A 16,177-nucleotide genomic window follows, 5' to 3' on the forward strand; every position below is an offset into this window, starting at 1 on the left:
AGTCGCCAACTACGAGGGCTAAGATTATCGTCCGGGATGCAACAAATAGGCCTCTAATGGACCACCCGCCCCGGAAATACTGAAAAGCGGAATCGCAAGCTTGAGGCCACCTTTGTAGATATCGACGTTGTCAATCCCTTGCTCGGTGGAGCGGCTGCGCTGCTTTGCACCGTCTTCGCTGAAATAGTCAGCCGCTACGACAGGAACAGGCGCGGGTTCAGCCGGAGTGGCTTCAGCGCAAACGACGGCAGAATACGACGCGGCAGCGGGCGCTGCGGCGAAGAGGCAGGCAGAGAACAGTTTCATCTTGAGAGGGCTAAGTTTTTATTTGGCAAGCGGGCGCTTGACTTGTCGACGCGCACGGTACACGAGCGTCATACCTTACGCAAGATATAAACATCTCCACAATGCATGCATGTAAATGCATGAATTTTAACGAAAGCCAGTCAGATAAATGCGTTATCCATCGATCAATAGCGCAGCGGTTCAAACCAGCTTTCAACCCATCCTTGTTTTCCATCAATAAGAAAGCCCCGCCGGTAGGCGGGGCTTGGGCTGGATGGTACCAATCAGCTGCGATCGAGCGGCTGCTGGGCATCGCCGCCGAGCGCCTTATAGGCCTCGGCCGTAACGGCAAGCCGCGCACGCGCGGCATCGATCAGGTTCTGCTCGGAAAGGTAGAGCGCGCGCTGGGCGTCGAGCACGTCGAGGTAGCCGACAAGGCCGGCGTCGTAGCGCGATTGCGCCACTTTCAGCCGGTCGCGCTGCTTGCCCACCGCTTCTTCCAGCGCTTCGAAAAAGGCCTGTTCCCCGCGCTGATCGGACAGCACATCCGCCACTTCCTGGAAGGCAATCTGCACCGTCCGCTCGTACTGCGCGACTGCAATCACCTTGCGCGCTTCGGTCAAATCCAGGTTGGCCTGGTTGCGGCCAAAGTCGAAGATCGGCAACGTAATTTGCGGCGCGAAGCTCCAAGCGCGAGTGCCGCCGCCGAACAGATCGGATAGCTCTGCGCTGGCGCTACCGGCTGAACCCGTCAGTGTGATGGTCGGGAAGAATGCGGCACGCGCCGCGCCAATATTGGCATTGGCGGCCTTGAGCGCATATTCGGCCCGGCGCACGTCCGGCCGGGCCAACAACACGTCCGAACTCAACCCATCGGGCACGCGGGTGTTGGGCAGTGTCGCGGTCAGCAAGACCGTTGCCGCAGGCAACTGCACTTCCTGGCCAGCCAAAACCTGCAGTGCGTGGCGGGCGTTGCGCGCCTGGCGCTCCAGGTTGGCCTGGCTTGCGCGCGATTCGGCGACCAGCGCATCGGCCTGCAGCGCGTCGAGCTTGTTGGCGAGGCCAGTTTCCAGCCGGCGGTTCACCACGCGGGCGCTCTCGGTGAGGCTCTCTACCGTCTTTCTGGCGTAGTCCGCGCGCTCTTCGAACGCACGCAGGCTCCAGTAGGCATTGGCCACGTCGCCGATCAGCGCGACGCGTACCGCGCGTTGCGCCTCTTCGGTGGCGAAGTACTCGGCGCGGGCCGCGTCGGACAGGCTCTTCACCCGGCCCCAGAAATCGAGCTCGAACGAAGTGATGCCGATGCTGGCATCGTAACGCCGCTCGGTCGTCGCATTGCCTCCGGTCACGGCCTCAGGTGTGCGGGCTGCCTGCATGCCGCCGCCCAGGCCCACCGTAGGCAGGCGGTCGGCGCGGGTGATGCCGTAGAGCGCGCGCGCTTCCTCGATACGGGCGGTGGCCACGACGAGGTCGCGGTTGTTTTCCAGCGCCTGTGCGATCAGATCCTTGAGCGCGGGATCGGCAAACCACTCCTGCCAGGGCGGCAGCGTGGCCGAGCCCACGGCTTCGGTGCTGCCGATACCGGCAGGCACCGGCGATGCCGGGCGCTCGTAAACAGGGGCCATCGAGCATGCAGCGAGCAGCGCCACGATGGGCAGTACAACGAATGTCTTGTGTCTCATGCTACTCATCCTTAGCGATGGTCATCGGCGGGAACCGAATCGACATTGCGTTCCACCACCGCGGTCTTGTCCGGGAAGAAGCGACGCACCACCACGTAGAACACCGGGACCAGGAACACGGCGAGCACAGTGGCGGCGATCATGCCGCCGACCACGCCGGTACCCAGTGCATGACGGCTCTGCGAGCCCGCGCCGGAACTGATGGCCAGTGGCATCACGCCGGCGATGAAGGCGATCGACGTCATCAGGATCGGGCGGAACCGCAGGCGGCACGCTTCCAACGTCGCCTCGACCACGCCCACGCCCTGGCGCTGCAACTCGCGCGCGAACTCGACGATCAGGATGGCGTTCTTCGACGACAAGCCGATGATCGCGATCAAGCCCACCTTGAAGTACACGTCGTTCGGCAGTCCGCGCAGCGTCATCGCCAGCACCGCACCAAAGATCCCCAGCGGCACCACCCACAACACGGCAAACGGGATCGACCAGCTCTCGTACAGCGCGGCCAGGCACAGGAACACCACCAGGATGGACAGCGCGAACAGCGCCGGCGCCTGATCACCCGACAGCCGCTCCTCGTACGAAGTACCGGACCATTCGAAGCCCACGCCGGCCGGCAGCTTGGTGGCGATCTCTTCCATCGCGTTCATCGCGTCGCCCGAGCTCTTGCCCGGCGCGGCATTGCCGGCGATCTTGTACGACGGCAGACCGTTGTAGCGATCGAGCTTGGCTTCACCGACCACCCACTGCGTGGTGGCGATTTCGGACAGCGGCACCAGCTGGCCGCTGCGGGTCTTCACCTGCAGCTTCAAGAGGTCTTCCGGATCGGTGCGGGCATCCGGCGTGGCCTGCATCAGCACGCGCAGGATACGGCCTTCGCGCACGAAGTCATTGGCGTAGGCTGAACCCAACGCCACCGACAGCGTCTGGTTGAGCTCGTTCTGGTCGATGCCCAGCTGGCTCGCCTTGACCTTGTTCACTTCCAGGTACACCTGCGGCCCGGGCTCCTGTCCCTCGGGGCGTACGCCGACGAGGTTGGGGTTCTGCCCCGCCATGCCCAGCAACATATTGCGCGCGGTCAGGAGCTGCTCGCGGCCGATGCCGCCCCTATCCTGCAGCCGGAAATCGAAGCCGCCCACCGACGCCAGTTCCGGAATCGGCGGCACGTTGGTCGAGAAGATGAACGCTTCCTTGATGCGGAACAGCATCATGTTGGCCGCACCGACCAGCGAGTTGATATCGGTTCCCGGCTCCTTGCGCTCGCTCCAGTCCTTCAGCGTGACAAACGCAAGTGCCGCGTTCTGGCCACGGCCGAAGAACGAGAAGCCCACCACCGACACGATGCGATCGACGCCGGGCTGCGAGGTGAAGTGCTTCTCCACCTGCTCCATCACTTCCAGCGTGCGCTCGCGCGTCGCGCCGGCCGGCAGCTGCACCACGTTGATGAAGTAGCCCTGGTCTTCTTCCGGCAGGAAGGAGCCCGGCAGGCGCATGAATAGCCAGGTGGTGATACCCAGGATCACGGCAAACGACACCAGTGCGATGCCGCTGCGACGCAATATCTTGCCGACCCAACCCTGGTAGCCGTTGGTCATCGCGGTGAACTTGCGATTGAACCAGCCGAAGAAGCCCTTGGAGCCATGGCCTTCTTCGCCCTTCTTGATCGGCTTGAGCAAGGTGGCGCACAAGGCCGGCGTGAGCGTCAGCGCCATCAGCGCCGAGAAGAACATGGTCAGCACCAGCGTGACCGAGAACTGGCGGTAGATCGCGCCGACGGAGCCGGAGAAGAACGCCATCGGGATGAACACCGCGGTCAGCACCAGCGTGATCGCGATGATGGCCGATACGATCTGGCCCATGGCCTTCTGCGTGGCCTCGCGCGGTGCGAGGCCCTCCTCGCTCATGATGCGCTCGACGTTCTCGATCACCACGATCGCATCGTCGACCAGGATACCGATCGCCAGCACCATGGCGAACATGGTGAGCACGTTGATCGAGTAGCCGAACAGGTAGAGACCGAGCAAGGCGCCGGTGAGCGCGATCGGCACCACGATGGTCGGGATCAAGGTGGCCCGCAGGTTGCCAAGGAACAGATACATCACGATGAACACCAGCACGATGGCTTCGGCCAGGGTCTTGAGCACTTCCTCGATCGAGATCTTCACGAACTTGGAGGTGTCGTACGGCAGCTCCCAGCTCACGCCGGCGGGGAAGTACCTGGCGAGCTCGGCCATGCGGGCGCGGATGGCGTTGGCGGTCTCGACCGCGTTGCCATCCGGCGACAGCTTCACGCCGATGGCAGCGATGGGCTTACCGTTCAGACGCGCGCTCACGTCGTAGCTGGCAGCGCCCAGCTCGACCCGGGCGACATCCTTCAGCCGCACCAGCGCGCCGTTGCCACCTTCGCGCAGCACGATGTTGCCGAATTCCTCAGGCGTTACGTAACGGCCCTGCGTCACCACGGTCGCGGTGAACTGCTGGCCCTTGGACGCTGGCAACGCGCCGATCTCACCGGTGGCGAGCTGCACGTTTTGCGCACGCACGGCGGCCAGAGCCTCTGCCGGGCTCATCTTGTAGCCGGCGAGCTTGGACGGATCAAGCCAGACACGCATCGCGTATTCGGACCCGAACAGCTGGGCCTCGCCCACGCCCGGCACACGGCGCAGCGCGTCGATGACGTTGGCGTTCACGTAGCTGCCGAGCGCCACTTCGTCGTAGCTGTCATCCGGCGAGAACAGCGTGAGGAACAGCAAATAGTTGTCGCGCGCCTTGAGCACCTGCACGCCTTGCTGGCGCACTTCCTCGGGCAGACGGGCCTCGACGCGCTTGACGCGGTTCTGCGCATCGACCGAGGCGATATCGAGATCGGTACCGGTTCTGAACGTCAGCGAGATCGTCATGTTGCCCGAGCTATCGCTCTCGGACGACATGTAAAGCAGGTTCTCGATGCCGTTCATTTCCTGCTCGATCAGCGCGGTGACGGTCTCCTCGACCACCTTGGCGCTGGCGCCCGGGTAGGACGTGGTGATCGACAGCGCCGGCGGCGCCACATCGGGATACTGCGCGATCGGCAGCGAGCGCATCGCCAACAGGCCGGCGAGCACGATGATGATGGCGATCACCCACGCAAAGATGGGGCGATCGATAAAGAAACGAGCCATGGATGAATGCTCCCCTTAATGCTTCTGGGCCGGCGCTTGAGCCTTCTGGGCTTGCGCGGCTGCGGCTTCGTCGACCGGGTTCACCGGCGCGCCAGGACCGACCTTCTGCAGGCCGTCGACGATGACCTTCTCGCCGTTCTTGAGGCCGCTGGTGATGATCCAGTCGCGACCGGAGAAGCCACCCGTCTTCACCGGACGGATCGCCACCTTGTTGTCGGCGCCGACCACGTAGACAAACTGGCCTTGCGGGTTCGACAGGATGGCGCGCTGCGGCACCTTGACCGCGCCACCGACGGCGCCCTGCGCGAAGCGCACCGTCGCGAACATGCCGGGCATCAAGAGGCGATCGGGATTGGCAAACTGGGCCCGCAGCGTGACCGTGCCGGTGGCCGGATCGACCGTCTGCTCGGCAAACAGCAGCTTGCCCTTCTGGCCGTAGACCGAGCCGTCTTCCAGCACGATCTCCACCGGCAGGTCCGCCGCCTTCATCTGGCCGGCCTGGATCGCGCGCTTCAGGCGCAGCAGATCGGCACCGGACTGGGTGAAGTCGACGTAGATGGGATCGAGCTGCTCGATGGTCGCGAGGTGCGTGGCTTCGTTCTTGCCGACCAGCGCCCCCTCGGTGACAAAGGCGCGACCGATGCGTCCGGAAATCGGCGCATAGACGCTGGCGTGCGCCACATCGATCTCGGCCTGCTTCACCGCGGCATCGCCGCTGGCCACATCGGCCTGCGCCTGCTTCAGTTGCGATTCGGCCTGGTCCAGCTCCTGCTTGGAAACGCCCTGGTCGTTGATCAGCTTGCGGTAGCGCTCCACGGTCTGGCGCGCGATGTCGGCATTGGCGCGTGCCTTGGCGGCGTTGGCGCGTGCGGCGGACAAGGCCGCGGCCAGCGTGCCCTGGTCGATCTGGAACAGCGACTGGCCCGCACGCACTTCGCCACCTTCGGTGAACAGGCGCTTTTCCAGGATGCCTTCGACCCGCGCGCGCACTTCGGCCGTGCGGTAGGCGGTGATGCGGCCGGTCAGATCGCGCGTGACGGCGGCGTCACCGGTATGCGCGGTCGCGACCACCACCTCGGCCGGTGGCATCTGGCCACCCGGGCCACCCTGGGCCTGCTCGCCCCCCTTGCCACACGCCGCCAGTGCCAGGGTCACCGCCACGGACAGCGTCAGTGTTTTGCCAAACGGATGCATCATGAGCTCCTTGTTTTTGGATATGCAGTCAAATCTCGCCGGCGATCGGCCGGCTAAAGTCAGGATGGGTGAACGGATGTGGCGGGGTTCGCCGCATACACGCGTGAGAACAGTTCCATCGCCCGCCGCACCTTGGCGGGCTCTTCGTTCAGATCGAGCTCGGGGCCGCCCAGCACCAGCCGCATATGATCGGCGCTGACCAGCATGTCGAGCAGGATGTGGGCGGCCTCCATGGGGTCTTCGCGGCGCAGCGCACCTTGCTTCATCGCCTGTTCCAGCACATCGGCGATCTGCCGACGGCTGTAGATGAAGCAGTTTTCATACATGCCGCTGGCCAGTTCCGGAAAACGCTGGGCCTCGCTGGTCAGCAGGCGGTGCAGGTTGATTGCGTCGGGCGCCAGCACCCGTTCGCGAAACCGCAGCCCGAAGTTGTACAGCCTGGATCGCCAGTCGCCTTCTTCGGCGGCCAGCATGGCGAACAGCTCTTTCACTGCCTTGCCCATCGCGGCGCTGAACAGCGCTTCCTTGCTGCCGAAATGGTTGTAGATGGTCTGGCGCGCCACCTGCGCACGCTGCGCCACCGTATCGATGCTGGTGCGGTAGCCGGTTTCGCAGAACACCTCGAAGGCGGCGTCGAGCACGCGCGACGCGCAATCGGCGCCGGGACAGGAAGGAAGCGGGGACATCGCGAAACCGATTTAGACTAGACAGTACAGTCTACTTTGAAACCAAACTCGGAGTAAATCCTCACATTCGCCGCTCTGGCCACTGCTGCCGCGTCTCTGGCTCCAGCTAGCGCCCACACGCTGCGACACACCGCGCGAACCCGATTATGTCAGGACTGGAACAGCAAGATTCCATACTGATTGCGATTTAGCAAGCAAAGCAAACAAGGCCACGTCAGCAACGTGGCCTTTAGGGAAAGCGGGTAATCAGGCGAGTTTGAGGCCGACGATGCCGGCGAGGATCAGCGTGACCGAGGCCAGCCGCCATAGCGTGGCGGGCTCACCGAACCAGACGATGCCGAACAGCACCGTGCCGATCGCGCCGATGCCGGTCCACACCGCGTAGGCAGTGCCGACCGGCAATGACTTCATCGCATAGGCGAGAAAATACATGCTGGCCGCCGCACTGATGGCAAACAACGCCGTAGCGGGCAGACGGGTAAAACCGTGTGAGGCCTTGAGCGCCAGCGCCCAGACCACTTCGAGCACACCGGCGATCAGGAGCGAAATCCAGGGGATGAGTTGCGGGTTCATACGACCTCCTCAGTGATGAATGGAAGGGGCCGTCCCCGCTGGATGACGGCACGGGGTCGTCCCCGTGCCCGATGGCAGATCCGCGACAGATTAACCGAGATGCGCTGTCGGGGCTGTGACCGAATCACGCCCCGGCCTGCCGCTTCACTCCTGCTGCACCGCCGCGATGCTGGCGAGCGCCGCCTCGGCCCGCTGCAGCGTGGCATTGCGCGCCGCCGGATCGGCCTGCTCGTGGCTGTGGCCCAGCACTTCGCCATCGAACTGTAACGCGAAGCGCTGCTCGCCATCTGCAACCAGGCTGATTCCGCCCGCTACCGCCGCGGCCTGCAGCCGGGCGATCACCGCACCGGCTGCCTTGGGATCGGCATACGGGTTCGATACCAGCAATTCCTCGCCGTCCGCTCCCTGCAGGTTGAAGCGGAACTGCCCGTCCTTGCCACGGAAACTCAGGAAGCGTGCGGCCTTGGCTTTCTTCTTCACGGCACCCTGCTCTGCGATAGCCAGTGCCGTCAGCGAACGCAGGCCGACAGCTTCGCGCAGTTGCGCCAGGAACGGCGTGGCATAGGTACGCGCCTTGGCAGCGCCAGCCAGCAGAATGTCCTCGATCTCGGCCGGGCGCGCGATCAGCGCCTGGTAGCGCTCGCGTGCCTCGCCCAGCTCATTGTCGAGCAAGGTGAACAGTTGCTGCTTGGCATCGCCCCAGCCGAGTCCATCCAGCAACGCAGCGCGGAACGCCGCGCCCTGCTCCGGGGTGGCAAAAGCCTGGTAGATGGTGTTCAGATGCGCGTTGTCGGCATCCTTGGGCTCGCCCGGCAGGCGCGAATCGGTGACGATGCGTGCAATCGCCGCCTTGAGTTCCTTGGCACTGCCGAACAGCGGGATGGTGTTGTCGTAGCTTTTCGACATCTTGCGTCCATCGAGCCCTGGCAATGTCGCCACCGCTTCCTCGATCTTGGCCTGCGGCAGCGTGAAGAAATCCTTGCCCTGGCCAAACAGGTGATTGAAGCGCTGGCCGATATCGCGCGCCATCTCGACGTGCTGGATCTGATCACGCCCCACCGGCACCTCTTCGGCGTTGAACATCAGGATGTCCGCCGCCATCAGCACCGGGTAGCTGTAGAGCCCCATGGTCACGCCGGCGTCCTCGTCCTCGCCCGCCTCCACATTCTTGTCGACCGATGCCTTGTAGGCATGCGCGCGATTGAGCAGGCCCTTGGCGGCGACACAGGTCAACAGCCAGGTGAGCTCGGGGATTTCCGGAATGTCCGACTGACGATAGAAGGTGACGCGCGCCGGATCGAGCCCGCAGGCGAGCCAGGTCGCGGCGATCTCCAGCCGCGAGCGCTGGATGCGCAGCGGATCGTCGCACTTGATCAGCGCATGGTAGTCGGCGAGGAAATAGAAAGAATCAGCCGATTCGGCACGGCTGGCGACAATGGCCGGGCGGATCGCACCGGCGTAATTGCCCAGGTGCGGCGTGCCGGTGGTGGTGATACCGGTGAGGATGCGGGTCTTTTTCATGTTCTTGTACTGGGTTCGATGGTCTTAGCCGAGGCCACGCTTCAAGTCGTTGATCAGGTCGTCCAGATGTTCCAGGCCCACCGAGATGCGGATCAGCCCTTCGCGGATGCCGGCGGCGGCACGTGCCTCCGGTGTGACGCGGCCGTGCGTGGTGCTGGCCGGATGGGTGATGGTGCTGCGCACGTCACCCAGGTTGGCAGTGCGGCTGATCAGGCGCACCGCATCGACGATCTGCCAGGCCGCCTCGCGCCCGCCCCTGACCTCGAACGAGACGATGCCGCCGCCACCGTGTTGCTGGCGCTGTGCCAGCGCGTGCTGCGGGTGCGACGGCAGGCCGGGATAGAACACGCGCTCGACCTGCGGCTGGGTTTCCAGCCATTGCGCCAGCTTGAGCGCGTTGTCGCAGTGCGCACGCATGCGTAGCGGCAATGTTTCCATGCCCTTGAGCAGCACCCAGGCGTTGAACGGCGACAGACTCGGGCCGGCGGTGCGCAGGAACAGGTAAACCGGCTCGATCAGCGCCTTGCTACCGACGACGGCACCGCCGAGCACCCGGCCCTGGCCATCGAGGTACTTGGTCGCCGAGTGCACGACGAGGTCGGCGCCAAGCTTGAGCGGCTGCTGCAGGATGGGCGTGCAGAAACAGTTGTCGACCGCCAGGATGGCGCCGCTCGCGTGCGCGATCTCGGCGATCGCCGTGATATCGGCCACCTCGGTCAGCGGATTGGACGGCGTTTCCAGGAAGAACAGCTTGGTATTGGGCCTGACCGCCGCCTGCCAGGCAGCGGGATCGGTCGCGCTGACATAGCTAATCTCGACGCCGAACTTGACGAAATAGGTATTGAACAGCTGGATGGTGGCGCCAAAGAGGCCGTTGGATGCGACCACATGGTCGCCCGCCTTCAAATGGCCCATGCCCAGCGCCAGGATGGCGCTCATGCCGCTGGCGGTGGCGATGGCGCGCTCGCCACCTTCCAGCGCGGCCAGGCGCTCTTCGAACGCCGTCACCGTCGGGTTGGTGAAGCGCGAGTAGATATAGCCCGGAATCTGGTTGGTGAACTTGAGCGACGCTTCTTCGGCGCTACCGACGCAGAAGCTGGAAGTCAGATACATCGCATCCGAGTGCTCGCCGTATTCGGTACGGCTGGTGGCGGCGCGGATCGCCAGCGTATCCGGGTGCAGGCCTTCGGGCAGGTCATGGTCGTTCATAAGGCGGTCTCTAAGAGAACGGGGGCATTGCCCCCGTTTATATCGCATTTGCTAGCTGCGCGGCCCATACAGCGCACCGCGCTGGCGGTCAGATCAGATTCTGCTCGGCCACACCGATGTTCATGTCGAGCACGCGACTGTCCGCCGCGTCGCCTTCCTTGAACTTGGTCGACAAGGGCGAGAGCCGTTTGGCTTCGAGCGCATCGAGATAGACGTCGGAGACGTCACCGGTGATGTAGTTGCCGTCAAAGCACGAGGTTTCGAACGCGGTGATCTTGCCGCCGCTGGCATCGCTGCAGGCTTCGATCAGGTCCGTCAGTTCCTGGTAAATGATGGCGTCGGCGCCTATCTCGCGCGCGATCTCGACATCGCTGCGGCCGGTGGCGATCAGTTCGGCGCGCGTCGGCATATCGATGCCGTACACATGCGGGAAACGCACCGGCGGCGCGGCCGAAGCCAGATAGACCTTGTTGGCGCCGACATCGCGCACCATCTGCACGATTTCCTTGGACGTGGTGCCGCGCACGATGGAATCGTCGACCAGCAGCACGTTCTTGCCGCGGAACTCGACCGCGATCGGATTGAGCTTCTGGCGCACGGATTTCTTGCGGCTGGCCTGGCCCGGCATAATGAAGGTGCGGCCGATATAGCGATTCTTGATGAAGCCTTCGCGATACGGCAAGCCCAGCGAATTGGCCAGTTCCAGCGCCGAATCGCGGCTGGTATCGGGAATGGGAATGACCACGTCGATATCGAGCGCCGGCGATATGGCGCGCACCTTGTCGGCCAGTTGCACCCCCATATTGAGGCGCGCTTCGTGCACCGAGATGCCGTCGATCACGCTGTCGGGCCGCGCGAAGTAGACATGCTCGAAGATACAGGGCACGAGTTGTGGATTCGGGTGGCACTGGCGGTTGTGGAACACACCATCGAAGGTGATATAGAGCGCCTCGCCCGGCGCCACGTCGCGCTGCAGCTTGAAGCCCATGGTATCGAGCACCACCGATTCGCTCGCGACCAGGTACTCGGTCCCTTCCGGCGTTTCGTGGGTACCGAGCGACAGCGGGCGGATGCCGTGCGGATCGCGGAAGGCGACCAGGCCAAAGCCCGCGATCAACGCCACCACGGCATAGGCGCCGCGCACACGCTGGTGCACGGCCTCAATGGCGTCGAACACGGTATCGGCGGACAGCGCAAGACCCGTGGTGCGCTTGCCCAGCTCGTGCGCGAATACGTTCAGCAGCGCTTCGGAATCGGAATTGGTGTTGATGTGCCGCAGATCGGTGCGGTACATCTCGTCCTTGAGCTGCTTGTCGTTGGTCAGGTTGCCGTTGTGCGCCAGCACGATGCCGAACGGGCTGTTCACGTAGAACGGCTGTGACTCGGCAAGGCTGGAAGCCGAACCCGCGGTCGGATAGCGCACATGACCGATGCCGGTGTTGCCGAGCAAGGAGCGCATGTTGCGGGTGCGGAACACATCGCGCACCAGGCCCTGGCCCTTGTGCATGTGGAACACATTACCCTCGGAGGTAACGATGCCTGCCGCGTCCTGGCCGCGATGCTGCAGCACCAGAAGGCCGTCATACAACAGCTGGTTGACGGGGGTTTTGGCCACTACGCCGACGATGCCACACATGCTAATGCCTCTCGAGCTCAGAACTTACAAATTCATTCGTACTTGATGCGCTCAGCGAGCGCATGCGGTAACCAGGGCAACGCCAGCCGGGCGGATGCTTCCAACATGGGGCTGAACATCGCGTCCTTCCAGCCCTGGCTTTTCGGTAAAGAGGTCAGGCCGGCGATCAGGACGATCAGCAGCACAGCGAGCAGCCCGCGCAACAAACCGAACATGGCGCCAAAGAAGCGATCCGCCGGTTTGAGGCCGGACGCCTTGAGAAACTGATTGATCGTGATGCGCAGTATCGTGGTCAATAGCCACACGGCGAAAAAGAGGCCGACAAAACCGGCGACGAAGCGCAGCCCTTCGCCGGGCAGATCATCCGGCACCCATGCAGCGGCCTCGTCGGCGTAGTTGAAACCGACCCAGGTGGCCAGCCCCCATGCGATCAGGGCCATCACTTCCTGCGTCAGCCCGCGCATCACCGAGAGCAGCACCGAGAGGCCGAGCACGGCGAGTACGACGTAGTCGAATGCGGTCACTTGCTCACCAGCTGCGGCGCATAACCAAGCGCAACAGCCTGGTCACGCGTTTTTTGCGCCTGGGCTTCGGCGAGCGGGCCGATACGCACCCGGGTCAGCGACACGCCCTTGACCGTGATCGACTCGCTATACGCCGCAAGGCCCGCAGCCTTCAGCTTGCCGACGATGCCGACTGCCTTGGTGGCATCGCCATAGGCACCGATCTGCACATAGACCTTCTGACCTGCCGCCGGCGCGGGCTTGGCATCGGCCTGATCCAGGCCCTCGAGGATGCGCTTGGGATCCGGCGTCGGCTTCAGAGTCGGCTTCGCCACCGGCTTGAGCGTGGGTTGGTGTGTAGGCGCCGCAGTGGGTTGCGGCGTAGCGACGACGGCCGTCGGTGGGGTGGCGCTTGCCGGATCGGAGGCATGCCCCAGCTGTGCGTTCACCAGCCGCCCAGGCAAGGCCGCCAGTGCCTCGCTGGCGGTCTGCGCTCGCGGCGCAATCGGCACCGGAGCAGCAACAGCCACGCTGGGGGCGCTGGCCTCGATCACCACGGGCTCGCTCGCCGCAAGCAGGTTCTGCGGCGGAGCGGCATCCATCACCGTCCACAACACCACCAGGGCAAACAACACCAGCGCGATCGCGCCGACCAGACGTCGCCGCGCACGCTTGCGCAGCTGCAACAACTCTTCGCTGACGTTATCTCGCATAGGGCCTGTCGACTTCCAGTTTTACGGCTGCGTTCGGGGTGGTACGAAACGGCATCTAGGCTCGCGCGGCCATGACCTCGGCCACCGTATAGAAGGAACCAAAGGCCAGGATTCTATCAGCTTCGCCGGCCGCCTCACAGGCGCCCGACCAGGCGAGCGATACGGAATCGTAACGCTCAACGCGCGCCTGCGGCGCCACCCGGTGCACGATGGCGGCAAGCGCATCAACCTGCGCGGCCCGGGCAATCTGCGGCGCCGCCAGGTGCCAGCAGTCGATGCGGTCCGCGAGGATGGTCACCACGCTGGCGATATCCTTATCCATCATGGCACCGAACACCGCGTGCGTATTGGCCGCAAAGCCCATGCCATCGAGCGCCTGGCGCAACGCGCGGGCGGCATGCGGATTATGCGCAACATCGAGTATGGTTTGCGGGCGCCCCGGCAAAACCTGGCAACGCGCCGGCCACTCCACTTCCAGCAAGCCCTGCTTAATCTGTCCCAGGCTCACCGGTAACGCATCGCGCAGGCCGTCGAGCATGGCCACGGCGAGTGCCGCGTTGCCCAGCTGGTAGGCGCCGCGCAGCGCGGGCAAGGGCAAGGCATGCCGCGTGCCGGCGGGCGTGGCGCACGCCCACTGGTTGCCTTCGGCCTCCATCTGCCAGCTGTAGTCGCGACCGATCAGTCGGAGTTCTGCGCCCTGTTGCGCAGCCACATCCAGTAGCGCCTGCGGCGGGTTTGGATCTGCACAGAACGCAAGCTTGCCTGGCCGGTAGATCCCAGCTTTCTCAAACGCGATCTTCTCACGGGTGTCTCCGAGGTAGGCCTGATGATCCAGATCGACGTTGACCACAGCGGCCACGTCGGCATCGAACGCGTTCACGGCATCGAGTCGACCACCCAGCCCCACTTCGAGCACCGCCACGTCGACGTCGGCGGCAATGAACAGCTGCATGGCCGCGAGCGTGCCGAATTCGAAATAGGTCAGCGTCGTCTCGCCACGCGCCGCCTCGACCGCGGCAAAAGCCGCGACCAGATCATCATCGTTGGCCGGTTCGAGGTTGATCCGCACCCGCTCGTTGTACGCCAAGAGGTGCGGCGAGGTATAGGTGCCCACCTGGTAGCCGGCGGCACGCAGCATGGCGGTGAGCATCGCGCACACCGAACCCTTGCCGTTGGTACCGCCCACCGTGAGGATGGGAAACGTTGGCGCGAGGCCCAGTGCATCGCGCACACGGGCAACACGCTCCAGCCCCATGTCGATGGCGCTGGGGTGTAGCTGCTCGAGGTGGGCAAGCCAGTCCTCGAGCGTATCAGCGGCGAACATCAGGCGGCGACGGCGGGCTGCTTGGACAACAGCGAGAGCAACTGGGCGATCTGCAGACGCATCTCGCGGCGGTCGACGATCATATCGATCGCGCCCTTCTCCAGCAGGAACTCGGAGCGCTGAAAGCCTTCGGGCAGCGTTTCGCGCACGGTCTGCTCGATCACGCGCGGGCCGGCAAAGCCGATCAGGGCGCCCGGCTCGGCGATCACCACGTCGCCGAGGAAAGCGAACGAAGCGGAGACGCCGCCCATGGTCGGATCGGTCAGCACCGAGATGAAAGGCAGGCGCTTATCGGCCAGCTTGGTGAGGATGGCGCTGGTCTTGGCCATCTGCATCAGCGAATTGAGGCCTTCCTGCATCCGTGCGCCACCCGAGGCGGCCACGCAGATGAAGGGCAGATTGTTTTCCAACGCGACGCGCGCGCCGCGCACGAAGCGCTCGCCGACCACCGAGCCCATCGAGCCCCCGATGAACTTGTATTCGAAGGCCGCTGCCACCACCGGCAGGTTGTGGATGGCGCCTTGCAATACCACCAGAGCGTCATCCTCACCAGTACTGGCGCGGTACTGACCGAGCTGGTCGGCATAGCGCTTGGTGGCCTTGAACTTCAGTGGATCAACCGGCTGCACCTCGGCGCCAATCTCGAAGCGGCCTTCCGGATCGAGCAGCAGATCGAGACGGCGGCGCGACGACACCGGGTTGTGGTAGCTGCACTTGGGGCAGACTTCGAGGTTGTTCTCCAGATCGGTGCGATACAGCACCGAGCCGCAGGCCGAGCATTTATGCCACAGGCCTTCCGGTACGCCCTTGCTCTCGGCGCCCGGCTCACGACTCTTGATCTTGGGGGGCAGCAGTTTTTGCAACCAGCTCATCTGTTACTCCTCAGGCGCGCGCCGTGTCCATCGCGGCACGGACGCCTACCAGAAATTCGGTCAATCGTTGGGCGAGGCCGTCTTCGCCGGCCTCCACTTCCTGCACCAGGCGCGAGCCGATCACCACGGCGTCGGCCACCTGGGCAATGGCGCGGGCGGTATCGGCATCGCGGATGCCGAAACCCACGCCGATGGGCAGATCAATATGCCGCTTCATCACGGCGAGCTTGTCGGCCACGTCGGCCACGTTCAGCGTCGCCGCGCCCGTCACGCCCTTGAGCGACACATAGTACACATAGCCGCTGGCGAGCCGTGCCGCAGCCTTGAGCCGCGCCTCCGGCGTGGTCGGCGCCAACAGGAAGATCTGGTCGAGCTGGTGGGCACGCAGTACGGCGGTGCAATCCTCGGCCTCTTCCGGCGGCAGATCGACGGTGAGCACGCCGTCGACACCCGCCTCGCTCGCCTGGGCAGCAAAAGTCTCATAGCCCATGGCCTCGACCGGGTTGGCGTAACCCATCAGCACCACCGGGGTCTTGTCATTCGTATTGCGGAACTCGCGCACCATGGCCAGCACATCGCGCAGCGACACGCCATGCGCCAGCGCGCGCTCACTGGCGCGCTGGATCACCGGGCCATCGGCCATAGGATCGGAAAACGGCACCCCAAGTTCGATCACGTCGGCGCCGCCGGCGACCAATGCATGCATCAGCTCGACAGTGAGCCCGGGCCGCGGGTCGCCCGCGGTGATGAAGGGAATCAAGGCCTGGCGCCGCTGTTCGGCCAGGCTGGCAAGCACGGAGGAGATACGGGACATGTTC

14 protein-coding genes are annotated in these 16,177 nt (G+C 64.3%); all 14 read right to left on the bottom strand.

Translation table 11 applies throughout. The features are described from left to right. Nucleotides 1-24: 24 nt before the first annotated feature. Complete coding sequence (locus tag NLI84_RS06380; RefSeq protein ID WP_255989002.1) at nt 25-306, bottom strand: hypothetical protein; 282 nt, start codon at nt 304-306, stop codon at nt 25-27. A 263-nt stretch (nt 307-569) separates the two neighbouring features. Then, nucleotides 570-1,967, bottom strand: a complete 1,398-nt coding sequence (locus NLI84_RS06385) for an efflux transporter outer membrane subunit (protein ID WP_255989003.1) — start codon at nt 1,965-1,967, stop codon at nt 570-572. 11 nt (nt 1,968-1,978) lie between these two features. After that, complete coding sequence (locus tag NLI84_RS06390) at nt 1,979-5,128, bottom strand: efflux RND transporter permease subunit (protein WP_255989005.1); 3,150 nt, start codon at nt 5,126-5,128, stop codon at nt 1,979-1,981. A gap of 15 nt (nt 5,129-5,143) precedes the next feature. Beyond that, the gene (locus NLI84_RS06395; RefSeq protein ID WP_255989006.1) at nt 5,144-6,322 is read right to left on the bottom strand and encodes an efflux RND transporter periplasmic adaptor subunit; all 1,179 of its coding nucleotides are present in this window, start codon (nt 6,320-6,322) and stop codon (nt 5,144-5,146) included. Between the two features lie 59 nt (nt 6,323-6,381). After that, nucleotides 6,382-7,008, bottom strand: coding sequence for a TetR/AcrR family transcriptional regulator (locus NLI84_RS06400; RefSeq protein ID WP_255989007.1), 627 nt, complete (start codon nt 7,006-7,008; stop codon nt 6,382-6,384). 246 nt (nt 7,009-7,254) lie between these two features. Next, nucleotides 7,255-7,581, bottom strand: coding sequence for a quaternary ammonium compound efflux SMR transporter SugE (gene sugE, locus NLI84_RS06405; protein WP_255989008.1), 327 nt, complete (start codon nt 7,579-7,581; stop codon nt 7,255-7,257). Between the two features lie 144 nt (nt 7,582-7,725). Further along, nucleotides 7,726-9,102, bottom strand: coding sequence for a tryptophan--tRNA ligase (locus NLI84_RS06410; RefSeq protein ID WP_255989009.1), 1,377 nt, complete (start codon nt 9,100-9,102; stop codon nt 7,726-7,728). 24 nt (nt 9,103-9,126) lie between these two features. Further along, entirely contained in the window at nt 9,127-10,311 is a 1,185-nt protein-coding gene (locus NLI84_RS06415; RefSeq protein WP_255989010.1) for an O-succinylhomoserine sulfhydrylase, read from the bottom strand. A gap of 88 nt (nt 10,312-10,399) precedes the next feature. Continuing rightward, nucleotides 10,400-11,947 (bottom strand): amidophosphoribosyltransferase, encoded by a 1,548-nt coding sequence (gene purF, locus NLI84_RS06420; RefSeq protein WP_255989011.1) that lies wholly within the window; start codon nt 11,945-11,947, stop codon nt 10,400-10,402. Nucleotides 11,948-11,979: 32 nt separating this feature from the next. Beyond that, nucleotides 11,980-12,471 (bottom strand): CvpA family protein, encoded by a 492-nt coding sequence (locus NLI84_RS06425; protein ID WP_255989012.1) that lies wholly within the window; start codon nt 12,469-12,471, stop codon nt 11,980-11,982. Then, complete coding sequence (locus tag NLI84_RS06430) at nt 12,468-13,163, bottom strand: SPOR domain-containing protein (protein ID WP_255989014.1); 696 nt, start codon at nt 13,161-13,163, stop codon at nt 12,468-12,470. Before NLI84_RS06430 ends, NLI84_RS06425 begins: the two co-directional genes overlap by 4 nt. Nucleotides 13,164-13,218: 55 nt before the next feature. Beyond that, on the bottom strand, nt 13,219-14,487 hold the full coding sequence (gene folC, locus NLI84_RS06435) for a bifunctional tetrahydrofolate synthase/dihydrofolate synthase (RefSeq protein ID WP_255989016.1): 1,269 nt from the start codon (nt 14,485-14,487) through the stop codon (nt 13,219-13,221). Further along, nucleotides 14,487-15,359: an acetyl-CoA carboxylase, carboxyltransferase subunit beta gene (gene accD, locus NLI84_RS06440; protein WP_255989017.1), complete on the bottom strand. Its 873-nt coding sequence runs from the start codon at nt 15,357-15,359 to the stop codon at nt 14,487-14,489. The genes folC and accD overlap by 1 nt, the downstream gene beginning before the upstream one ends. Before the next feature lie 10 nt (nt 15,360-15,369). Beyond that, nucleotides 15,370-16,173 (bottom strand): tryptophan synthase subunit alpha, encoded by an 804-nt coding sequence (gene trpA, locus NLI84_RS06445; protein ID WP_255989018.1) that lies wholly within the window; start codon nt 16,171-16,173, stop codon nt 15,370-15,372. Nucleotides 16,174-16,177: the final 4 nt, after the last annotated feature.

Origin of the sequence: Chitinolyticbacter albus (genome assembly GCF_024437655.1) — a bacterium.
GTDB lineage: Bacteria > Pseudomonadota > Gammaproteobacteria > Burkholderiales > Chitinibacteraceae > Chitinolyticbacter > Chitinolyticbacter albus.